General features: G+C 63.2%; 14 protein-coding genes. 5 read left to right on the top strand and 9 right to left on the bottom strand.

Annotation, left to right across the window (positions count from 1 at the left end; all coding sequences use genetic code 11):
• The first annotated feature begins 25 nt into the window (after positions 1-25).
• Positions 26-1819 carry a thiamine pyrophosphate-requiring protein gene (locus MMB74_RS11625; protein ID WP_277428783.1) on the top strand — a complete coding sequence of 598 codons (1794 nt, stop codon included), beginning with the start codon at positions 26-28 and terminating at the stop codon, positions 1817-1819.
• A 22-nt stretch (positions 1820-1841) separates the two neighbouring features.
• Here the strand turns inward: MMB74_RS11625 and MMB74_RS11630 are convergent, their stop codons facing one another.
• Entirely contained in the window at positions 1842-7007 is a 5166-nt protein-coding gene (locus MMB74_RS11630) for an autotransporter domain-containing protein (protein WP_277428784.1), read from the bottom strand.
• A gap of 581 nt (positions 7008-7588) precedes the next feature.
• Between MMB74_RS11630 and MMB74_RS11635 the strand changes: the two genes are divergently transcribed.
• The 4 genes from MMB74_RS11635 (at position 7589) to MMB74_RS11650 (ending at position 13134) form a co-directional block, all read left to right on the top strand.
• Complete coding sequence (locus tag MMB74_RS11635) at positions 7589-9331, top strand: hypothetical protein (protein WP_277428785.1); 1743 nt, start codon at positions 7589-7591, stop codon at positions 9329-9331.
• 91 nt (positions 9332-9422) lie between these two features.
• Positions 9423-10238, top strand: coding sequence for a hypothetical protein (locus MMB74_RS11640; RefSeq protein ID WP_277428786.1), 816 nt, complete (start codon positions 9423-9425; stop codon positions 10236-10238).
• Positions 10235-11674: a hypothetical protein gene (locus MMB74_RS11645; RefSeq protein WP_277428787.1), complete on the top strand. Its 1440-nt coding sequence runs from the start codon at positions 10235-10237 to the stop codon at positions 11672-11674. The genes MMB74_RS11640 and MMB74_RS11645 overlap by 4 nt, the downstream gene beginning before the upstream one ends.
• 44 nt (positions 11675-11718) lie before the next feature.
• Positions 11719-13134, top strand: a complete 1416-nt coding sequence (locus MMB74_RS11650; protein ID WP_277428788.1) for a hypothetical protein — start codon at positions 11719-11721, stop codon at positions 13132-13134.
• Between the two features lie 46 nt (positions 13135-13180).
• Here the strand turns inward: MMB74_RS11650 and MMB74_RS11655 are convergent, their stop codons facing one another.
• The 8 genes from MMB74_RS11655 to MMB74_RS11690 form a co-directional block, all read right to left on the bottom strand.
• Positions 13181-14200, bottom strand: coding sequence for an SDR family oxidoreductase (locus tag MMB74_RS11655; RefSeq protein ID WP_277428789.1), 1020 nt, complete (start codon positions 14198-14200; stop codon positions 13181-13183).
• Between the two features lie 117 nt (positions 14201-14317).
• On the bottom strand, positions 14318-14890 hold the full coding sequence (locus MMB74_RS11660; protein WP_277428790.1) for a DUF3005 domain-containing protein: 573 nt from the start codon (positions 14888-14890) through the stop codon (positions 14318-14320).
• A gap of 78 nt (positions 14891-14968) precedes the next feature.
• On the bottom strand, positions 14969-16612 hold the full coding sequence (locus MMB74_RS11665) for a GMC family oxidoreductase (protein ID WP_277428791.1): 1644 nt from the start codon (positions 16610-16612) through the stop codon (positions 14969-14971).
• Entirely contained in the window at positions 16602-17315 is a 714-nt protein-coding gene (locus tag MMB74_RS11670) for a gluconate 2-dehydrogenase subunit 3 family protein (protein WP_277428792.1), read from the bottom strand. The genes MMB74_RS11665 and MMB74_RS11670 overlap by 11 nt, the downstream gene beginning before the upstream one ends.
• Positions 17312-18310 (bottom strand): hypothetical protein, encoded by a 999-nt coding sequence (locus MMB74_RS11675; protein ID WP_277428793.1) that lies wholly within the window; start codon positions 18308-18310, stop codon positions 17312-17314. Before MMB74_RS11675 ends, MMB74_RS11670 begins: the two co-directional genes overlap by 4 nt.
• Before the next feature lie 16 nt (positions 18311-18326).
• On the bottom strand, positions 18327-19505 hold the full coding sequence (locus MMB74_RS11680) for an enolase C-terminal domain-like protein (protein ID WP_277428794.1): 1179 nt from the start codon (positions 19503-19505) through the stop codon (positions 18327-18329).
• 86 nt (positions 19506-19591) lie between these two features.
• A complete protein-coding gene (locus MMB74_RS11685) occupies positions 19592-21172 on the bottom strand; it encodes an efflux transporter outer membrane subunit (protein WP_277428984.1) in 1581 nt (526 codons plus the stop codon).
• 49 nt (positions 21173-21221) lie between these two features.
• On the bottom strand, positions 21222-22787 hold the full coding sequence (locus tag MMB74_RS11690; RefSeq protein ID WP_277428795.1) for a DHA2 family efflux MFS transporter permease subunit: 1566 nt from the start codon (positions 22785-22787) through the stop codon (positions 21222-21224).
• Positions 22788-22791 lie beyond the last annotated feature (4 nt).

A 22791-nucleotide genomic window follows, 5' to 3' on the forward strand; every position in this document is an offset into this window, starting at 1 on the left:
CAAACATACTCTATCGGAGGCACAGATGGCGCAAACGGTAGGCGATTTCATCGTCGAAAGGTTGCATCAATGGGGCGTGCGGCGCATGTTCGGCTACCCCGGCGACGGCATCAACGGCTTGTTCGGCGCGCTGCGGCGCGCGGACGGCAAGATCGAGTTCGTGCAGGCCCGCCATGAGGAAATGGCCGCGTTCATGGCGAGCGCGCATGCGAAGTTCACGGGCGAACTGGGTGTGTGCATCGCGACCTCGGGCCCCGGCGCCGCGCACCTCGTCACGGGCCTTTACGACGCCAGGCTCGACCACATGCCCGTGCTGGCCATCTGCGGACAACAAGCGCGTGCTGCGTTGGGCTCGCATTATCAGCAGGAGGTCGATCTCGCCTCGCTGCTCAAAGACGTGGCCGGATCGTATGTGCAGCAGGCGAGTGTCCCCGCACAGGTGCGGCACATGGTCGATCGCGCCGTGCGCATCGCGCTCTCGCAGCGCCGCGTGACGGCCATCATTCTGCCCAACGACTTGCAAGAACTCGATTATTCCCCGCCGCCGCGCAAGCACGGCACGGTGCATTCCGGCGTCGGCTACTCGCGGCCGCGGATCATGCCCGAGCCTGCCGATCTCGCACGTGCGGCCGAAGTGCTCAACGCCGGCAGCCGCGTGGCGATGCTGGTGGGCGCTGGGGCTTTGCATGCCACCGACGAAGTAATCGCCGTGGCCGAGCGATTGAAAGCGGGGGTGGCGAAGGCGCTGTTGGGCAAGGCCGTGGTGCCGGATGAATACCCGTGGGTGACGGGTTCGATCGGTTTGCTCGGTACCAAGCCGAGCTGGGAGTTGATGACCCATTGCGATACGTTCTTGATGATCGGCTCGGGTTTTCCATATTCGGAATTCTTGCCGAAAGAGGGCGACGCGCGCGGCGTGCAAATCGACATCGGCGCCGACATGCTGAGCCTGCGCTATCCGATGGAAGTCAATCTCGTGGGCGATAGCGCGGAGACGCTGCGCGGCCTGTTGCCGCTGCTCGATCAAAAGACCGACGACGCGTGGCGCAAGCGCATCGAAGGATGGACCTCGGAATGGTGGGAGACGCTCGATAAGCGCGCCATGGAATCGGCCAAGCACGGCGTCAATCCGCAGCGAATCTTCACCGAACTTTCGCCGAAGTTGCCGAGCGACGTGATCTTGACGAGCGACTCCGGTTCGTGCGCGAACTGGTATGCGCGCGATCTGAAGATGCGGCGCGGCATGATGTGCTCGCTTTCGGGCGGGCTCGCTTCGATGGGCGCCGCCGTGCCCTATGCGATCGCAGCGAAGTTCGCGCATTCGGATCGCCCCGTGATTGCAATGGTGGGCGACGGCGCGATGCAGATGAGCAACATGGCCGAGCTGATCACCGTGGCGAAGTACTGGCAGCAATGGAAGGACGGCCGCTGGATCTGCATGGTGATGAACAACGAGGACCTGAACCAAGTGACGTGGGAGCAGCGCGTCATGGAGGGCGATCCAAAGTTCGAGGCGTCGCAGGAATTGCCGAACGTCCCGTTTCATCGCTTCGCGGAATTGATCGGACTGAAGGGGATCTACGTCGATACGCCCGAAGCGATCGGCCCGGCATGGGACGAGGCGTTAGCGGCGGGCCGGCCCGTCGTGCTCGAAATCAAGACCGATCCTGAAGTGCCGCCCCTGCCGCCGCATGTGACGCTCGTGCAGGCCCGCAAGTTCGCGCGCACGTTGATGGAGGGCGATCCCGAAGAGGGCAGCGTCATCGTCAACACGGCCAAGCAGGTCATGGCGTCGGTATTGCCGGGGAAGAAGGATTAGTCGATCGGTCCGATACGCGATTTCAAAACGCGACCATGAGTCTGGCTTGTGCGCCATAGTCGGTCGCATGGTGCGCATATTGTCCCGAGTAGCCGATGCTCAAGGTCACCGCCCGGCTCAATGCCACATCGACGCCCGCATCGACGCTCGCCGCATCGCGGGCGATCGGCACGCCTGCGATGGTGAAGGCGCTGCCGCCCGGGAAGGTGAACGATGACAGCGGCCTCGTATCTCCAGCGGCATGACGCCAGCCGAGGGTGGCATGAACGCTCGTCTTCCAACCGTGGACCACGTAGGCTTTCTCGCCCCGCACGCCGATCGTCGAAAACGTGACGTTGCTCGTGCTCGCGGGGCTCGTCAACGCAGCGGCGCCGCCCGTGCCGGTTTCGGTGAAGCCGTTCGTATGCAAGTTGATCGTTGCGAGGTCGATGAAGGGTTCTAGCGTGAGCGCGGGGAAGACGAGACGGTACGCGACTTCACCGAACCCTTGCACGGTCTGCCCGCCGTAGTGCGAGCTCAGATCGGCGGCAAACCCCGGGAAGGCGATCGAGCGATGCGTATCGATGTCGTGCCAGGTATAGCCCAAGCCGAAGCGCAAGCCGAGCGGGCCCCATTGCGAGCCGGCGTAGAGCGCCAAATCGCCATTCACGATCGAGCCCGATGCATTGCGAGCGTCGACATTGAAGCGCGAGTCGCTTGCGCCTGCCATTGCGCCGATGCGCCAGTTCTGCATCACCGGGACGTCGGCGCCGATGAACAGCCCGCCGCCGGAGCGGCTGTAGGTCGCTGCGTTGCCGTCGCCGTCCCACTGGTTCCAGCCACCGACGCCTTGCGCCCAGAAGGCGACGCGTTGGGCGCCGGCTGTAAGCGGCAGGAAGCCATCGTCGGTGGAGGCAACTTGAGTCGCCACGGCGGCGTCGACGTCGTCGAAGGATGCGCGCATCCGTGCGACGGCGGCCTCGCGCGGGATGCGGCTGTCGTTGATCATCGCGCTCTTATGCGACGCATACGTGTCGCCCGAAAGCGCATCGAGCGCGCGGCGCGCGGTGGCGTCGTCGGGCGCGGCCGCCAGCGCGTCGTAAAGCGCATTGCCTTGGCGCAAGCTTTCCACGCCGTCGCCGGTGGCGCATTCGTTCGGCGTGAGCGCGACGCTGCAGAAAGATGCGTTGTTGCGCGCCGAGGCGATGTAGACGTGTGTGGGGTCGTAGGCCAGCGAGAGGTCGACGAAGGGCAGGTTCTGCGTGAGCGCATCGAAGCTGCCGGCAACCCCGCCGTTGGCCGAGACGATCGTCCATTGGCCGCCGGGCGTGTAGACGCCCCCGGCTTTGACGGTCTGCACCGTGCCGCCTTTGATCGTGACTTTGCCGCTGCCGGCGATCAGATCGCCGGTTTGATCGGGGGCGATATCGACGGCATAGGTCGAGCCTGCATCGAAGGTCAAGTCCCCGTTCACGTGCAGCGTGCCCGGCGAGTGGCCCGGGGCCATCACGCCCCCCGCCGCAACCGTGGTCGTGCCCACGGCGCCCGTGCCGGCCAGCGTGCCGCCTGCCAGCACCGACAGGGTTCCGCCGAGCGTGCCATCGACCGCCAGGGTGCCGTTCGATACGGTTGTCGCGCCGGTGAATGCGGAAGAATCGCCGGTCAGGTCGGTGAGGCCCGAGCCGATTTGCTTCACGTTGCCGTTGCCGCTGATTTTGCCGTCGAAGACCACGGCGTCCGAGCGATTGAAGGTCAGCGTGCCGTTATCGACGACGTCGCCGGCGATCGAGCCCGAGGCGCCGCCATCGCCCAACTGCAGCGTGCCGGCCGAGATCGTGGTGCCGCCTTGATAACTGCTGTCCGCGGTCAGCACGACGGTGCCGGTGCCGGCCTGCGTCACGCTGCCGCTGCCGCTGATTGCGCCGGCCAGCGTCCACACGTCGGAGCGATCGAGAACGAGTCGTGCGTCGTCGTCGATATCTCCCTCGATCGAGCCCGACGTCCCGCCGTCGCCCAATTGCAGCGTTCCCGCCGAGATCGCGGTGCCGCCCGCGTACGTACCGTTTCCGCTGAGCGTGAGCGTGCCGCTGCCGCTCTTGAGCAATCCGCCCGCGCCGCCGATGGCGCCTGCGAGCGCGAGGTCGGCATCCGTCTTCATTTCGCCGCTGGCGGCCCCGAGCGTCACGTTGCGTGCCGAGCTGAACTTCACGGTGGTCTTGAGCGTGCCGCCATCGAGCGTGAGCGCACCGGAGCTTGCGCCCAGATTCGCGTCCGACCCAACCGACAGCGTGCCGCCTTCAACGAAAGTGCCGCCCGTATAGGTGTTGGCGCCCGATAAGACGAGCGTGCCGTTATCGGTCTTCTCCAATCCGCCCGAGCCCGTGAGTGGCGCGGCGATCGTCGCTGTGATGCCGCGGCTGAAGGCGCCGCCTCCGGTGCCGACGCGAATGATCGTCTGCGGGTTGGCGAGTGTGATCGCACCGCCGTCGATCTGGTAGCCGTCCGTGGCGAACTGCATGCCCGCGACGGAGACGGCGCCAGCGGTGTCGTCGACCGTGACGGTCCCCGCTTGCCCGGCGAAAATCGCAAACTGGCCTGCCTGCCAGGGCGCATTGAGCGCACCGCTCGCGTTCGTCCAATTGTCGTTGGCGGTGTTCCAGACGCCGCTGCCGCCATCCACTGCGCCGTTGTTGTGGTTCGCGGCGTTGCCGCCGTCCCAGAAGTCGACGGCAGCGCCGCCGGTGTTCACGAGATTGACCTCGTGCGCGATGGACGTTTGCACGGACAAGTCGCTCGCACCGATGCCGGCGGGCACGCGGTTGACCTGCAGGCCGTTGTCGGTCAGATTGCCCGTATAGTCGAACAAGCGATAAAGCCCCGGGCCGAAGCCGCCGAGGTCGGTCACATTGAGTGCGCCCGCGAGCGTGAGATTGCCCGCCACATTGAACAACCCCGCCGATCCGTCCGGCGCGCCGAGCGAGGCGTTCACCGACGAGGTGCTCGACAGGGTCAAGTTGCCGCCGAAATCGAGCACGTCGCCTTGCCGGCCCGAGAGCGTCCCGGCGCCCACCGTGGTGTCGCCAGCGAGCGTGCCCGTGCCTTTGAGCGTGCCGCCGTTGACGGTCACGGCGCCGCCGAGCGTGCCGTCGACGGAAAGGGTGCCTGCATTGACTGTAGTCGAACCCGAAAAGCTGCCGCTGTTACCGGAGAGCGTAACGGTGCCCGCGCCGCTTTGCACGATGCTGCCCGCGCCGCTGATGGCGCCGCCGTAGGAGAACGCCTGACTGTCGTTGAACTGAAGGGTGGCGTTATCGACGATGTTGCCGACGAACGAGCTATCGAAGCCGTCGCCGATCGTCAAGGCGCCGCTGGAGATCGTAGTGGGCCCTGAATAGGTGCCAGCGCCGGTTAGCGTCAGCGCGCCCGACCCCGTCTTCGTCAAGCCGCCCGGGCCGGAGATCGTGCCGGCAAGCGTGAGGGCAGCGTCGGTCCGGAACGTGCCGCCGCCGCCGTTCAGTGCGATAGCGCGCGGTAAACGAAATGTGCCGGTGTTCTCGAGCGTCCCGCCGTTGAACGAGAGGGCGCCTGTGCCAAGATTGGCGCCCGTCGATACGGACAGCGTGCCGCCGGTCAGCAGTGTGCCGCCTGAATAGGTATTGATGCCCGAGAAGACTTGTGTCCCGCCCGCAATCTGGACCCCGCCGGCGCCCGAGACGTTGCCGGCGAAGTTGCCTGCATCGACGGGCGTGCTTCCGCCCTGACCGTTGGTGATGACGAGCGTTTTATTGCCGAGCGCGACGGTGCCCGTCGAAGCGCCCGATAGGCTTTGAATGGCCGTGCTGCCTGTCGTGACGCCAGACACGTCGAAGGTGGCGTCGACGCTCACATCGCTTGCGGGCGAGAGGTCGCCGTTGGCGCCGAGCTCGAGCGTGCTTTGCTCGATGGCCCAGGAGTGGCTGTCGCCCACGCGCCCGGTGACTGTCCACGTGCCGAGGCCGGTTTTTTCGTAGACCGCGAAGCCTTGGTATTGCTCGGCGCCATTGGTGTTGTCGAGCGACGAGACGATCTTCGTGAGGTCGAACGTGCCGTCTGCCGGGCCACCGAGCGCGAGGATGTTACCGCCGCCGGCTGCAATGACCTTGCCATCGACGATAGCGCCCGCTTGTAGCTCGAGCGTATTACCGTTGCCGTCGAACCTGACTGCGACGCCGCCTGGCGCGGCTTGCGTCGGATCCGTGGACCGCCATCCGCCCTCCAAGTCACCGCCATTGGCTGCGATGACGTAATTGCCATCGCCGTGAACATGGACGCCGGTCGCGAGCGCCGCGCTCCCTGCGGAAGCGCCGGGGTTGATGAGGCCCCGGTTGACGAGCGTGTTGTTGCTGCCGTAAATATCGATGCCGTCGCCGCCGCTGCCGTCCGGGATCGTGCCCGCTCCGGCCGCGCCGGTGCCGCCGTTGAAGCCGGTGCCGATGCCGCTGCTGATATTGGTGATGGTCGCGCCGTCGCTGCTGGCGACTACGCCTGCGCCGCCGTTGCCGCCGGACTGCCCGCCATCGCCCCCCCTGACTATGTAGGTGCCTTCTGCGTTGAAAGTGAACGTTTCACCTTGAAAGAACAAGCCGGCACCGCCACCGCCGCCTGCGCTGGTCGCCGTGCCAGAGCCGCCCGTGCCGCCGTAGATATGATTCCCGTCATCGATCAATACGCCGCCGATGAACACGAGCGCCGCGCCGCCGCCCCCGGCGCCGGTCGAGCCATTCGCGCCGCCTGCGCCGCCGCGCAACACCGTGCTGCCCGGGGGGCCGAGGACCAAGTCGCCAGACGTGATGACCGCTGCGGCGCCTCCGCCGCCACCGCCCACTCCGGCTCCTCCGTGCATGCCGGATCCTCCCGTTACGAAGCCGCTTATGGGCGCATTGACGATTTGCGTCTTGCCACCGCAGCCCGAGCCCGAGGGCGTAATGGCGCACTGTGTCGCGTTTGCTCCGTCGCCACCTTGCTGAAGCGTCCCCGCAAGGCCTGCAATCGCCCCGACGCTGCCGCCTGCGCCGCCACCGTTGTTGCCGCCGCCTGCGCCGCCGTTGCCCGTTGCCGCAGACGCGCCCGCACCGCCACCCACCTCGAGGACCTGTGCGACACAGGGGGCAGGTATGCCTGCCGCCGTGATTGCGCCCGCCATGGACAGCGTGGCGACTGAAGCGCGCATACGGTGTTTCGGCTTGATGTGCCGCCCGGGGGAAGTGCGCGAGGCAAATGGTCCGCTCGGGGCGGGTGGTTCCAAATATGTCACGCAGTTGCAATGACCCCGCTGTGCCGTGTTGGCTGGCTTCGCCTCCAGAGAATTCGGTTTCTGTCGAATTTTCATAGTTGTAATGCGGTAATGAAAAAAGGGAGCGCGTTCGATGCAAAGCTCGACGTCGGTGCGACGGGCTCCTTGGGGCTTGTGAAATCCAAGCCGATCGATGTATCGATCTAGCATGAGTTGCAAACGCCTTACAACACCACTCAGAGCGAATCGATCATGAAGATTCAGAATGTGGGACCGGGCCCGCTTTCACGTTGGTTCACGCGAAGATATCGCCGGATATCGACCAGGTCGTTGTCTTGAGATTGCGTTGGATTGGCCGTGATCTCAACGTAATCTCAAAAATTGATAATTTCTCGAAATTGTGGGGCTGACGAATGATCTCGTCAATTGACAACGAGGGTGAAAATTCTCAATTACGGCATTGACTCCTGGTTCGTATATCGAGAATATTCCAACCACTGTGCGCCGCGAGAAAGTGTATGGCGACAGTGAAGGTGTCCATCCCGACACTCGCCAACGCATTCCCTGAAGCGGATATCTTTCACTCTTGGAGGGCAATCGTCATGACGCACGGTGAACAAGGAGCGAGCCAGGATCTCGGTGGCGCCGGGTCGATCGAACTGACTCCAGACGCATCGACGAAAGTCTATCCTCACCAGGGCTTGTGTATCGTAGCAACTGTCACGATGACGGGATCCAACAAGATTCCAGAAGGAGCAACGATCGATTTCTCCGGCAGTAGCAAGGGCGTTAGCAGCCATTTTGCGGCACTTTTGGGTCAATATAAATTGACGAACGTGCCGATCGATATTGCGCCCGGCAATGCCTCTGGCACGGCAAAACTATTTATTCGCCATGACTACTCCGATACGTCGAATTCCATAGTCATGAATGCGACGGCGGGTAGCGAATGGATAGGGGCGGCTAAGCCGGACGATGCGTCGACGGTGACCTACACGCTCGAGACGACCGATCCGACGATCATTTGCTCAGGTCCCAGCAGCACACTGCTCGAGCTGCCTACGGGGCAGGGAGACCAGCTCACTCCCGCTGCGACCCAGTACACGACGAGCTTCACTTGCGTCGTCAAAGACGGCGAGAACCCGGTTCCTGGGTACGTGGTCGAGTGGCATGAGGGAAGCGATCAGTCATTCGGACTCTTTAGCAGTCTGGTGAATGCATATACTTCCTCCACAGCCGCTTGGGCAGACGTGCTTCCGTCAGCCGATGCGGTTTTCGTCAAAGATATCAATCAGCAGGGTTACTACGTTCGCATGATGACCGATGCTAACGGTGTGGCGAGTCTCTATCTCGTGGCCAAAGACAGCACGGGCCCGATAGCGCAAAGCGTCACGGCACGGCACAACTTCAATGTGACATATGAATATCCGCGGCCATTCCTCGTTATGGATATTAATAATTACGCCCAGGCTTTGGAGGATAGCTATCCGAAGATTCTCGACCCGATGACAAACGATACACTTAACTTCGATGATCTCCAAAATCCTCCCTATGTAACGGTTTCAATTCCTCACTACAAAGACGCACATCCGGCGGATAACGTATATCTGGTCGTAAATAATGCAATCGCCGGCGGTCCATATCACTATAAGACAGATAGCTCTTCCGTGCCTTGTGAGTTTCTTGCGAGTCTCGCCTATAGCGATCTGATGCCTGGTGGGCAAAAGAATGAGATGTTGTTCGTCGTCGGCGGGATGGAGACCGGCTTGCCCAGCGCGAGCACGATAAGAGGTTTTTTCGGCACGGGCAACAACATCCGATTGACCGGTGGAAACCTCGATTCCCCTGAATTGTACCCGTACGCGGGACACATCAACCAAACCACCCTCAACAAGGGTTTCGTGACTATACAGGTTGAATTGAAACAACCGGATGCCTCGTGGAATGCTCAATTAGGCGATGTTGTGAGCGCAACGGCTGTGTTGACCGGCTACCGGCCCGATAGCGATGCATTGAGGGTGCCGATTACGGTTCCGGCCAACGTTTTACCGCCCATTGCGGAGGGGGATTTGAGAAAGGGATCCGTGTTGCTTCATTTCCCCGCTGCGCCGTTCGAAGGCTGGGATCAAAAGAAGGACGGGGGGACGCAGGGTCAATGCTGCATCGTCTATACGGTGGTCCGCGCCGGTCAGCCAAATCAGAGTTCCGGGCTGCTCACCGTCATATTGAATACGGCGAATCAAAGCTACACGCCGGTCTGAAAATTCGTTCCGAAAGTGGCGGCTCGGCAGGGCAAGGCTTGAGGCTCGCCACGCCGGTGCATGGTCGATGCCGACCGAGGGGAGAGCACGAATGGGTGGCGCGAAGCGCGATACCGCGGGACATGACGCGGTCTCCTTGCAGGCGATCGTCACGACGCAGGCTGCTTATTACTACGCCGAGGGCATTTCCCTCAAGCCGTGCAATTGGGTCAAGGTCCATGGCACGCCGGGACACACGATGATTTGCAACGTGACGGTTGGCGGAGAGATCATCGGGTCAAGCGACCCCAACGACGGTAGCCAACTTCCGGGCATCCTCATGGCCGGAGAGGGTACCTCATACGGCACGGGGCCTTACCGGCCCATGCTCAATGCGGACGGGTTCACATGGTTCCTGATTCGAGGCGCAAGGTCGAAATCAACGCTTGCGTCTGCATCGAACCTGCTCCTTATCTCTGGCAGCGTAGCGGATCAGGATGATCCTGATCACCCTGTCTCGATATTCCCGTCGTTCCAGGACTATTGGGACGCCAACCCGCAGAACGACCCCAATCAGCATTTTGTCGGCTACGCGTATACATCGGGCGCGCCCTCCGACGGCGTCACGCCTTGTTGCGTGCAGATAAAAGCGGATAGCTCTGACTGGGGCGTCGTGAGGGTTGCCGTCACCAGTGGCCACGCGACCATCGTCGATGCGTCATCTGAGCACCCTCAGTGGCGCGACGTGAAGCTGCAGAGCGATGGCTGCGCCACCATCCTGCTCGTCAATAAGACCGAGGAGTCGGTCCAATTCACGATGACGCTTCCCAACGCGCCCGGTACTTATCAACTGGGGCCGTTCGCGGTCCGATTTCAAGCTTTTCCGACTTCGACGGCGCCCGCGCAGCGGGATGGGAACCTCGCATGAAGAAAGAGAACGCCATGCGTCTGGCCGGCCGAAAGACGATCCAATTGGAGGCGCCCAGCCTTCCCGAGGCGGTTCAAGAGCAAGGGCAGTGGGTCATTCACGTTGATGAGCTTTCGCCCAATCAAAAGATTGTCGTTCAGATTCCCAACTATCAAAACACTGGCTGGCATCCGAGCTTTGGGGATAGATTGCGCGGATATTTGAACGATACGCCGTCGGATAACTATATCTATCTTGATAAAAGTAATATAGACAACGCGTCGTGGGATGCGGAATTCGATCCCGAGAATATTCCGAACGGAGCTTATGTCGCGACGTACACGCGAATCAATGCTGTCGACGACTGCGCGTCGTCGCTCCCGACGCCGGTCACCATCGAGGGTTCCACGTCGAGCAAATACCCTGGCCCCGTCTTCCCGGACGCCAACAACGGCGTGTTGCTTTACACGAAGATTGCACAGTGCAACGGCACGCCGGTTCGGACGCAATACGATGTGCAGCAGGGCGATCAGGTCGTGTTCTATTGGCGTGGCTTCGACGAGACAGGTCAGGAAATTCCTGAGGCAGCGTATGTGTCGGGCCGGCCGCTTACGGTGCAAGATGCCTGCAATGGCTATATCGAGGATACGATCCCTTTGCGCAGTATCCAGTTGCTCGGCGATTTCGGTAGCGGTGTGGCGTATTACGAGGTGTTGCGGGACAGTGCGACGCGTGTTTCACGGAACACGAAGTCGCTTCATGTTTCGCTGAATACCGAGGTCGAAATTGCGTGGGCGGACATCACTGCACTGCAGCTGAGCTGTACTCGGGGCGCCGCGAATACGTCAAGTCAGCTCCCCAATCTCAAGCCTTGCAACTATGGGGCCGTCTTCGGCGCGCCCGGACTTGCCGTGACGATCTCGGTTTCGGCGGGTGGGGTCATTGCGGAGGCTACGGGCGGAGATCCGACGATTTACACAACGCAACTGAACGGCGATGGCCTTGCCAGGTTCAGCGTGTCGTCGAAAGATCAAAGCTTGGTCTGCATCGCAGCGTACTCCCAAGTTCTTCCTGGCAGTCCGCCGACAGTGAACGCGACGTTCAGCCAGTACGCCGATGGCGGCGCTTCGGGTATCGTCGGATACAACTACACGAGCGCCGTGCCGTGCGATGGGGTCACGGCCTGTTGTATCTATTTCAAAGTTTCGCCTCGATGGGTTTCACAGGGTGTGGCGGTCACCATCGTTGACGAGGAAAGCCAAGCGCGCGTAGTGGGAGCCGATCCCGAGACGCCTCATGCGCGGACTATCAAGTTGTTTGCCGATGGCACTGGATTCGCTGAGATCGTCGACACCTGCGAAGAGAAAGTCAATGTCACCTTGTCGGTGCCGGGGCAGCAGGAGGCGATCCGATTTCCGTATCCTGTTGAATTCATCTCATTCCCGTGCGCATCGTAATGGATGCCGATCGATGATGTGTAGCGTCAATTCAGGGGCTTCGCATGGCAGAGCAGCAAACACCTCCCTCGTTGCAGCGAGCGACGGCCGACGACGAATCGGGCTATCAGCTTTCTCTTACGCTTCCCACGGACGATGTTGCCGCCGATGGGAAGAGCGCCGACCAAGCTGAAGCCAAACTCACACGCAATGGCTATCTTCAACCTGGTGTCCCGATCACATTCGAAATTTCCTCAGGGTCTGCAACGTTCGGTGATGGATCACAGCAGATAACTGGCCCGGAAACCGGCCCGATGGGCCGCTCTGACGTCATGTTCGTCGATACGAAGGCTGAGTCTGGAGAAATCGTCGCTTGGCTGACGGCTAGCCCGCACATTCGCAGCGATCCCACTCCCTACACATTTATCGGTGCCACGGAGACTGCTTTCGCCATCGCTTTGGATTCGCACGTGAACGACGAACCGGCGGATGGCAAATCCGAGAATGCGGGACGCGCCGTCGTCACGCAAAACGGCGGTGCGCTCACCCAAGCGCAGATCGTGAAGTTCGAATTCGATAACGGCACGTCTGCCCGCTTCGATACGACCCAGCCTGCGGGTTACGTTCAACCCGACTCCAGCCCGACTGTTCTCTATGTAAAAACGCATTTCGACAACGACGTCCAGCAGGACATCGCCGACGCGTCGTTCTTCGATGCTCAGGCGGAAACGGTCACGCTCAAGGCTTCTTTGCGCGACCATACGGATGCCCCGTTCAAGACGCAGGATTTCACGTTCACTGCAGTCCCGTCGAATAATTACTCGTTTAGCCTCAATCGACTGTCGAATCGAGCACAAGCCGATGGCGCCGCGCAGAACAAGGCAAACGTTACGACCTGGGAAGGTAACGCCCCCGCTCCCGACAAAACGCGGGTGACATTTCAGTTGCCGGCAGGCTCGGCGCAATTCGCGTCGGATAACTGCAACGTCGTCGATAGCGGTACCAAGCCGGACGGGAGCGCTTGGATCTCGGTGAACGCGACGTTCATGCAAGGGGTGACCGTTGCAAGCGCAGGTTTCATCGATAGCAACGAGGCCGGCGAGACTGTCACGCTGACAGCGTACCTGACGGACCATGCAGAGGTCCCGCCTCAGAACCAGGACTATACGTTTTCGCCGAAATCGCCTTACGTGGTAACGATCACTCAGGCGCCATCGTGGTTGTCCAATGGCGTTTCAGGGGAAATCGTCGGCACGGTCGTCGATAGGCAAACCGGGGGCAACGTCACGGATACCTGCAGCGTCGGGTGCTCGGGCCCTGGCCCTATCGACGCCCCGAGCAGCGTCTGGGCGACGGACGGCAACTTCTCTTTCAGTGTGACTGGGTTGACGGTGGTCGGGAAGTCGGCGCAGTTCGGTTATGTTACCGTCAGCTACCGTGGCGCCAGCGATACGGCGACGATTTTAATCTACCCGTACTGATCGTTGCGCTGCGAGCGGCGTTCCCATCGCGCGAGGTAGCGATGCGTCAGCGGTGCGACGCGTCCCCCGCTGCGCGCCGCGCGAGCAACGCCACCACCCCCAACGTCAGGGCCGCGCCCAACGCCAGGCCACGATGCGTGTCGATCCATAGCGAGGCGCATGTCGACTTTGCTTCCTTGCCGAACGATCCGCGCATGCTATGCGATCCCGGGACCGGTTGCCACAGGTCGACCGCATGTTCGGGATCGGTGGCGCTCTTGCGTTGCTGCGCCTTGAACGCGCGTTTGGCCAGATAGCGATCCAACAAGCCCGGTGCGATTTTGTTGGCAACGATCGCCTTGAGGGACGAAAGCCCGACGTACAGTTCGCGGCGAGGATGCCGCGCGGCCCATACGATCGCGCGCGCAGCCACTTCCGGTTCGTAGACGGGCGCGACGGGGCGTGGTGCCCCGGGCATTCGGCTCGCTGCCCAATCGAATTGAGGCGTATTGAGGGCGGGCATCTGCACCATCGTCACCCGCACGCGGCTCTTGTCGTGCAGTAGTTCGCAGCGCAGTGCATCGGTGAACCCTCGGATCGCATGCTTGGCGCCGCAGTACGCCGATTGCAGCGGAATCGCGCGGTAGGCGAGGGCCGAACCCACTTGCACGATCACGCCTTTGTTACGCTTGCTCATGCGCTTGAGCGCGGCCATGGTTCCCCACACGTAGCCGAGATAGGTCACTTCCGTCACGCGAGCGAACTCCTCCGGGGTCGTGCTGGCGACGGGCGCGAACATCGTCACCATGGCGTTGTTGACCCAGACGTCGATAGGGCCGAGCTCGTTCTCGATGCGCTCTGCGGCGGCTTCGACGGCTTGCGCCGAACTCATGTCGGTGGCGATCGTCAGCGCACGCACGCCGTACCCGCGGGCGATCTGCGCCACTTGCGAGAGCGCTTCTTCGTCGCGGGCGAGCAGGGCGACGTCGGCCCCTTGCTGTGCGAAAGCGAGCGCTGCCGCGCAGCCCACGCCCGCGCTGGCGCCGGTGATAACTACGATGTTCGGGAAACGACGCGAGTGCGGCATGCCGGGCTCCTGGGAAGCGGTCTGTCGTCTATAAAGCGGGTACCGTGCGCGAGCGACCGAGCATTCGCGCCGATGCGGCTCGCACCCAAAGCGCTCGAGTGCACCGCCAAGCCATCGTTATCCGTGCGAGTAGCCGTTCCCCGTTCGTTCCAAGCTGATCACCTGCTCGGCCCGCGACCCATTGCGTTCCTTCACGTCGACCGTCCCGTGATAGGCCACGCGCCAGCCTTCTCGCGTCGCAATGACCGGTACATTCCCGCCGGGGCGGCTGTCGAGATCGACAAGGCCCGCAGGCGGCACCGGAATGTTGTTTTCAACGCTCGCATTGGAATGGATGACGTTGTCCTGCCACATCGATGCCCCGCGTCGCGCTTCGAGACCCTTGCCGTCGGTATCGACCGTGTCGTCCGACGCGGCCATGCCCGCGTTGTCCACGGAAACGGTGCGCGCGTTGGCTCGCGCGACCGGATCGGGGCTATCGATATCCTTCGTGCCATGTTCGATCGACGGCAGCGGGGCAGGCTCCTTGGCGGCCACCGATGCAGGCGAGGTTGCCCTCTTGTTCTTGGCGAACTCGCGCGCTTGTGTCTTCGCGTCGGGCATATCGCCCGCGGCCGGCGTTTTCGCCGGGCTCTTCGCTGCAATTTCGTTTTGCTGGCTCTGAGTGGGATTGTTCTGCGCATTTTCCACGGTAGCTGTCCTCCGAAAGTTGGACGTCCTTTGCGAATTTCATGCAATGATCGTGCCCGTGCAATGGCATCGTGTGCCTCACAACTCGCCGCGCGAGCGCAATGCCGCGATGCGATCCGCCGTGCGGCATGCAATGGCTTGAATGGTCAGTGATGGATTGACGCCGCCGACCGTCGGAAACACCGAGCCGTCGCAGATCCAAAGGTTCGGAATATCCCAACTGCGGCAGTCGGCGTTCACGACACTCGTGCTCGGATCGTCGCCCATGCGCGCGGTGCCGTTCAAGTGGCACGTATCGTCCTCCTGGCGCCATACTTCTTTCGCGCCGGCCGCTTCGAGCGCAGTCGTCATGAAATCGAGCGCGTGCCGAGCCAACCGCTTGTCGCTGTCGCAAAGCGAATGCGTGATGCGCGCAATCGGCAAGCCATAGGCGTCCTTCTCATCGGCGAGCGTGACGCGATTCATTTCTTGCGGGAGCGTTTCGCCGACGATCTTCAATCCTGCTTGATGGTTGTACTTCTCCATCTCGCTGTGCAGCGCTTCGCCCCAGAGGCCCCGGCCTGCTTGCACGGCGGCCCATGCGTTCGGCAATGGGCCCTGGCTCATATAGCAGTAGCCGCCGAAGAAGTCCTTACCCTCGTCGGTGTAGTTCCAATGCTCGCTCATCGCAAGCGAGGGCGGGCCCTTGTACCAGCGGATCTCTTCGTCCATCAAGCCCCAGACGGCTTGATTGGACTGCACCATCAGATTCTTGCCGACGAGGCCCGAGCGGTTCGCTAGGCCATCGGGAAAGCGGGGTGTTGCAGACATCAACAACAGCCGCGGGGTTTCGATCGCGTAGCCGGCCACGACCACGTTGCGCGCGCGCTGAAATTGCCAGCGCCCCTCGCGGAAATACTCCACGCCCTGAGCGCGATCGTGCTCGTCGAGCACGATGCGCCCCACCATCGACAAGTCGCGAATTTCCGCGCCGGCTTTCACCGCGCGCGGTATCCACGTGACGAGTGCGCTTTGCTTCGCATTCGTTGCACAACCGGTCACGCAAAAGCCGCGATAGACGCACGGATGCGACTTGCCACGCGGCGCCGAAACGGTGGCGAGCGGCGTTGGGGTCCACGGGATGCCGAGCGCATCGCACCCGCGCGCGAGCACCAACGCCGCGGCGTTCAGTTCGTGCGCGCGATAGGGGTAGCGAGGGCGATGCGGGCCCCACGGGTAATTGACGGGACCGGCAATCTTCAACGCGTCTTCGACATACGCGTAATAGCGCCACATCTCGCGCCAATCGATGGGCCAGTCGGCGCCGTATCCCAACAGGCTGCGCGCTTTGAACCACTCGGGGCGAAAGCGCAGCGACACCATCGCGAAGTGGACCGTGCTGCCCCCCACCGCTTTGCCGCTGTTGTTGCTGCCCATCTTGAGCGGCTGCTCGCCGTCGCAGATGCGTTCGTCGGTCCAGTACAGCTTCGATTGGTGGGTTTCGTCCGACGCGAATTCCTCGAGTGGCCGCCACCACGCGCCGGCATCGAACGCGACCACGCGAAAACCCTGTTCAGCCAGGCGGCAAGCGAGCGTGCCGCCGCCCGCGCCCGTGCCGACGATCGCGAAATCGACGGGGTCGTCTTGCGGGTACGCCTGCATCGGCACCCATCCGCCGATGGTGAACACATCGGGCGCGCGCCCGTTCTTGCCGCGCGGCGTATGCAGGGCGTCATCGCGCACGGCGGTTCTCCTCGAGCGCGCGCGCTTCGTTCCCGGGTGCCGCTTCCGCCGCTTCCCACGGGTCGCGCCGGTTCGCCTGCATGCGCACGTAGCCGCGCGGATTCGCGGGGCCGCCGAAGCCAATTTCGCTCCACGCTTGCGGATGCGCATAGTACGCGCTGGCAATGTCATGGAGCACTCGCAAGCTGAAGAACACGTCGCAGGCCATGCCTTCCCACGCGGGGTCGGCCAACTCGCCCCTTTGCATGCGCGTCACCAGTTCACGCTGATTGGCCTCGTCGATGTCTGCGAACGCCGCGCCGAAAGCGCGGCGGCTTTCGGCGTCGAGCGCCGCAAGGCCGATGCGCCAGGCGTCGCGCAGGGGAGGCAGCCGCGCGTCGCGATAGCCGTCTCGGCCGTCGTGAAGAAGCTTCATGTCGACGAGAGCCGCGACGGGAACGCTCGCCGGGCGCCAACGGCGGGCATCGGTCGGCGTGCCTTCGTTGGACGCGGGCACTTCTCGTGTCGCGGCGCGCGAGCGCGGAACGATCACCGCGCACAGCGAATCGAGTGCGCGCCATTGCACGTCGTTGCAAAAGCTCGGGGCGTTGCGCTGCGCGAGCCGTGCGTCGATGACTTCGCGTGTGGCGTCGTCCCACGACGGCGTGTCGCGCTTGCGCATGACGTCGTAGCCCGGATAGCGCGGGCGGCGCTCGGTATTCATCGTTCGGTGTCCCTCAAACGCAATGCCGCAAGGCCCGCGGTCGCGAGTGCGGTGAAGCTCGGCGGCGCAGGCAGTGGCGGGCCGCTCAAGAGGTTTTGCGACCAGTTGCGCCAGCCGCCTTGATTGCGCGCGACGCCGCGGATATGGAACCCCACGCCGATCGCCCCGAGCGCGGCTGTCATGCGCAACCAGAGGCGCGTCCACCAATTCGTTCGGGGCGGCCCGAGCGCTGCGCGTGCGAGCAGCGCGGCCGCGATCGGCGGTACGGTCACGGGCGCATACATGACGGGGTTTTGAAAGGCGCCGCGAAAATGCAACAGGGCGACCTCCCCCACGGTGCCGGCCATGCCCACGGCAGCGAACAAGGCGAGCGCTTTGCCGGCCGGCATGCCGAACAACTGCGGGTCATGCCCGGGTTCGTCGCGAAGCCTCTCGCCAATTGCGCCGAGCGCGCCGGACAGAAGCAACGACATAGGTGCGCCGAGCGGCGCACCGTAAAACAAGTTGTGCCAACTGAATCTGCCTGGCCGTTTCGTCACGTTGTAAAGGTGAAAGCCCGTTCCCGCGATGCCGACGCCGGCGGCCGCCAAGTAAATTCCGTTGCGCACTCGGTGGCGATTACCGACGTGATCGGCGCCGCCGTGAAGGCCCGCGGCCAAGGAAAGGGCGCCGACGACCAGGGGCGCGTACATTGCGCGGTTTTCGAACGAGCCGCGGTAATGCTCGACGGCCGAGTCCGTTAGCGCGGACCATGCAAGCAGCGCCGAGCTACGGTTGAATGCGCGAGCCGCATGGATGTGGGCGTCTTTCTGCGCCCCCGCGTGCGCGTGGTGCAAGGCCGACATGCCGGCGTCTCGCACGGCGCGCAACGCGTTCGCCGCAGGCTCGCCGCGCGCGTTGCGGCGCACGCAGTTGCCTTTGACCATCGCCGCCGCGGCCAACGCACCGGCGGCGAGGCCCAAGACGGTGACGATACCGTCCGCCTTGCGATTCATGGGCGGTCTTCTCCTTTCATAGAGCGTAAGGTTGCGCGTCGGCTCGCTTGAATTCGAGCCCGCAACCAGGGCGCGAGAGATCGGGCGCGATCGTGCCGCCTTCGGCGTGCGGCGCGCCGTCGAACAACATCGATTCGATCCGGACGTGGTCGTGAAACCACTCGATGTGCCGTAGCCGCGGCGCGGCCGCGGCCAAGTGGCGGTGCAGCGCGGGCGCGCAATGCGCGGAGAGGGGGATGTGCCACGCGTCGCACAGCTGCGCCGCTTGCATGAAACCCGTCACGCCGCCGCAGCGGGTGGCATCGGCTTGCAGGACATCGACCGCCTGCGCCTCCAACATTCGGCGAAAATCGTCGCTCGTGTACGCGTATTCGCCGGCCGCGATGTCCATCGAGGCCGGCGCGGCTTCGCGCACGAGATGCAGCCCCGCGAGATCGTCCGATGAAACGGGCTCCTCGAACCACGCTACGCCCTCGTCTGCAATACGTGCGGCGCACACCAACGCTTGGTTGACGGTCAGCGCGCCATTCGCGTCGACAAACAGTTGGGCGTCACCGATCGCTTCGCGCGCGGTTTTGACGCGCTGTGGATCGCGCTCCGGCTGCGCGCCGATTTTCATCTTGACTGCGGTGCAGCCATCCACGGTCACCCAATGCGCCAACTGATCGCGCAACTGAGTATCGTCGTAGCTCGTGAAGCCGCCGCTGCCGTAGATCGGCACGCGCTCGCGCAGCACGCCGCCGAGCAAGCGCACGAGGGGAACGCCGAGCAATTTTGCGTCGAGGTCCCATAGCGCGAAATCGAGCGCAGAGATAGCGGTGGCACACAGACCCGAGCGGCCGATGTTGCGCACTCGGCGCCATAAGCGCTGTGTCAATGCGCGTACGGTCGCGGCAGGCGCGTGAAGCAACTCCTTGGCCAATGTTTCGTTGATCAATGCGACTGCGCTCGCGTCGGTATACGTATAACCGAGACCCGTGCATCCACCCGCGTCGATTTCGACGACGACGAGCGTCGTCGAGGTCCACTCGAACGTGCCGTCCGCTTCCGGCGCGTCCGTCGGAATCCGATAGGCGTGCGCTCGCACCGCAGCAATCGGCGTCGCATCGAGCACGCCGGTTGGGCTTGGCGCGCAATCGGTGTCTCGTGCTCGTGCCGGCGGCGTGCCGGGGGGATCGCTGGGAACTGGTGCCATCGTCGTATCGGTCGTGGGAGTGCGGTCATGGGCATCGCGCGATGCTCAAGGCAGCGATGCGGTTGCCTTCGACGAACCAGCAAGCCCTATGCCGCGGGTTGCCATCCGCCGCCGAGCGCCTTGTAAAGCGCGACGAGATCGGTTTCGAGTTGCGTTTGCGCCTGTATGAATTGCGACCGCACTTGTGCCAATTGGCGTTGCGCATCGAGCACGTCGATGAAGCTGACAAAGCCTTTTCGATAGCGTTCGCGCGCAAGTGCGTAAGCGCTTTGTTGGGTGTCCACCGCGGTGGAGAGCGCATCGCGATGCGCAAGGTCCGTTCGATAGACGGCTAGCGCGTTGTCCACGTCGCGCAGTGCAACGAGAACGGCTTGCCGATAGGCGAGCGCGGCTTGCGCTTGGCGCGCGTTCGCGAGATGAAGATTGGCTACGAGCGCGCCGCCCGAAAAGACCGGCAGCGAAATCGCCGGTCCGAACGAATAGAAAAGATGCGACCAGCGCGCGAGGTCCGACGCGTTGCTGGCGCGCGTGCCAATGTTCCCCGTCAGGGTGATGTCAGGGTAGAACTGCGCGACGGCCACGCCGACATCGGCCGTCGCCGCATGCAATTGCGCTTCCGCCTGTCGAATGTCCGGGCGACGGCGCGCGAGGCTGGACGGCAGGCCGATCGGAATGCGCGGCGGTAGCGCTGGCAGGGGCGCCGGTTGCATGAGTTGCGCGTCGAGTGCGCCGGGGGCCGCGCCCACGAGCAACGCGAGACCGTTTTGCGCTTGAGCGATTTGGCCGTCGAAAGGCGCCACGCGCGCCTGCGCTTGCGCGAGATCGGCGGCGGCTTGCTGCACGTCCAGCGCGCTCGCGAGGCCCACCGAGGCGCGGCTTTTCGTCAACGCGAGCGTGTCGCGCGCGTCATCGGCCAGATGCGCCGCGATATCGCGCGCCGCTTGCGCCCCGCGCAGTTGCAGATACGTTTGCGCGACTTCGGCCTCGAGCGACAGCAAGGCATCGTTGCGGCTCTCGCGTGCGGCGTCGACGGCCGCCGATGCGGCCTCGGCCGAGCGGCGCACGCGGCCGAACAAGTCGAGCTCCCAGGACGCGTCGAACCCTGCCTGCCAAAGGTTGACCGGTGACGTCAATCGATCGAGCACGTCGTTGGCCTGTCGTTGCAATGCAGGGCCGGTGCCGGGCGCCACTGCGTCGACCGGCGAATTCGGTGCGCCGAGTTGATCGACTTGGCTATAAACGCCGTTGGATTGCAGAAAACCTTTTAGGCCCAGTTGTTCCCGTTGATAGCTCGCGCTCGCGCGCAGGTTCGGTAGGCCTTGCGCCGCCGTGGACTGCATCTGCGTCCGTGCTTCGACGATGCGCAGCACCGCTTGCTGCAGATCGAGATTGCCTGCGTGCGCTTGCTCGATCAACGCGTCCAGCGTCGGATCGCGGAACGTGCGCCACCAGCGCGGATCGGGATCGCTATCCATGTCGATGGCGGAGCGGGATGGTTCGTCCGGCGGCATCGCAGCGCGCGCGTCGCTCGCAGCGGAGGCGCTTCGGGCAGTGTCCGTCCGCGCGAGGTCGTGCCATGCCTCGGGCACTTGCGCTTGCGGCGGGTGAAAATCCGGTCCCACCGTGCATGCAGCCGACAGCGCACTGAGCGCGATCGGCAGTGCCATAACCAGCGTGCGCCGAACGTAGTTGCGGGCAGAGGCGAGCTTTTCCACTTCAATGCCCTCCCGGTCCGCCGGCGGCCTTCACCGGTGAGAAGAAGAACATGAGCGGCACGCAAAACACGCACAGAATGGCCAGCATGGAGAACACATCGACATAAGCCAAAATGGTCGCTTGCGAGACGAACGTTTGATACAGCATCCCATGTGCGGTTTGCTCGGCTTGCGCGCTCGGTTGGCCCAGCAGGGACGAAATGGTCGCCGTGCGAGCGTTCAGCGCGTCGGTGAAGTTCTGCGAGAGCGGCGTCATGTGCGAAGCGAGATGCGCCATGCGTGCTTGGGCACGCTCGCGCACGAGCGCCGTGGAGACGGAGATGCCGATGGATCCGGCGACGTTGCGAAACATCGTGAAGAGCGCCGATGCGTCGTTGTTCAGATCGCGCGGCACGCTTAGATACGCCAGGGCCGTGGTCGGCACGAACAAACAGCCGATCGCGAGCGATTGCGCGCTGCGCATCATGACCAAGGTTTTGTAGTCGATATCGGGCGTGAGCCAATGCGCGTAGGCGAGTGCTGCGGCAAGGAACGCGAAGCCCAGGCCGATGAAAAAGCGCGTCTCGACGTGCGGCATGATTTTGCTGATGATGGGAATTTCGAGCGTGATGAGGATCGCGCCCGGAGAGAGGACGAGTCCCGCAAGCGTGGCCGTGTAACCGAGTCGCTGCTGCGCAAGCTGCGGGATCAATACGGCGCTGCCATACAAAATCATGGCGAAGGCGGCCATTGCCACGCTGCCGAGGGCGAAATTGCGATCCCGCAAGGGACTCAGCCGCACGACGGGGTGGCGCGCATAGCTGAGCCAGAGCGCCGCCCCCACCAGACCGATCGCGGCGAGCGCGGCGAATACGCGGATGAACGGCGATCCGAACCAATCTTCATCTTCGCCGCGATCGAGCATGACCTGCAAGCAACCGAGTCCGACGGCAAGGAGGCCGATGCCGATGTAATCGATCGAGAGCTTTTCATGCTTCGTTTGCGCCCAGGGAGGGTCCTCGACGAGCTGCTGCACGCCGAGCGTCGTCAAAATGCCGAACGGGACATTGAGCAGGAACACCCAGCGCCACGAGAAGTGATCGGTGATCCAGCCCCCGAGCGTCGGCCCGAGCACTGGGGCGACGACGATCGCCACGGCCGATACCGAGAACGCGCGGGAACGCTGGGCGGGCGGAAACGTATCGAGGATGATCGATTGTTGATTCGGCTGCAGTCCGCCGCCGAAAAATCCCTGCGCCACGCGAAAGACGATCAGCTCGCCCAGGTTGGTTGCGACACCGCAGAGAAAGGAGCAAACCGTGAACGCCACGATGCACAGCAGAAAGTAACGCTTGCGACCGAGCAGACGCGCGAAGAACGCGGAGATCGGCAAGACGATGCCGTTGGCGACGAGATATGACGTGAGTGTCCACGTAGCTTGATCGTAGCTCGCCGACATCGTGCCCGCGATATGCGGGAGCGCGACATTGACGATCGTCGTGTCGAGCACTTCCATGAAGGCGGCAAGCGTGACGACGACGGCGATGAGCCAAGGGTTCGCTCGCGGTTTCCAGTTTTCCTGCCCCATCGAT

Origin of the sequence: Trinickia sp. Y13 (assembly GCF_029522115.1) — a bacterium.
GTDB lineage: Bacteria > Pseudomonadota > Gammaproteobacteria > Burkholderiales > Burkholderiaceae > Trinickia.

Coding starts and splice junctions, on each gene's coding strand:
- MMB74_RS11685 (WP_277428984.1), bottom strand. CDS start 21,172: ATGGCACTGCCGATCGCGCTCAGTGCGCTGTCGGCTGCATGCACGGTG.
- MMB74_RS11655 (WP_277428789.1), bottom strand. CDS start 14,200: ATGCCGCACTCGCGTCGTTTCCCGAACATCGTAGTTATCACCGGCGCC.
- MMB74_RS11680 (WP_277428794.1), bottom strand. CDS start 19,505: ATGGCACCAGTTCCCAGCGATCCCCCCGGCACGCCGCCGGCACGAGCA.
- MMB74_RS11675 (WP_277428793.1), bottom strand. CDS start 18,310: ATGAATCGCAAGGCGGACGGTATCGTCACCGTCTTGGGCCTCGCCGCC.
- MMB74_RS11625 (WP_277428783.1), top strand. CDS start 26: ATGGCGCAAACGGTAGGCGATTTCATCGTCGAAAGGTTGCATCAATGG.
- MMB74_RS11630 (WP_277428784.1), bottom strand. CDS start 7,007: ATGCGCGCTTCAGTCGCCACGCTGTCCATGGCGGGCGCAATCACGGCG.
- MMB74_RS11635 (WP_277428785.1), top strand. CDS start 7,589: ATGGCGACAGTGAAGGTGTCCATCCCGACACTCGCCAACGCATTCCCT.
- MMB74_RS11645 (WP_277428787.1), top strand. CDS start 10,235: ATGAAGAAAGAGAACGCCATGCGTCTGGCCGGCCGAAAGACGATCCAA.
- MMB74_RS11670 (WP_277428792.1), bottom strand. CDS start 17,315: ATGAATACCGAGCGCCGCCCGCGCTATCCGGGCTACGACGTCATGCGC.
- MMB74_RS11690 (WP_277428795.1), bottom strand. CDS start 22,787: ATGGGGCAGGAAAACTGGAAACCGCGAGCGAACCCTTGGCTCATCGCC.
- MMB74_RS11640 (WP_277428786.1), top strand. CDS start 9,423: ATGGGTGGCGCGAAGCGCGATACCGCGGGACATGACGCGGTCTCCTTG.
- MMB74_RS11650 (WP_277428788.1), top strand. CDS start 11,719: ATGGCAGAGCAGCAAACACCTCCCTCGTTGCAGCGAGCGACGGCCGAC.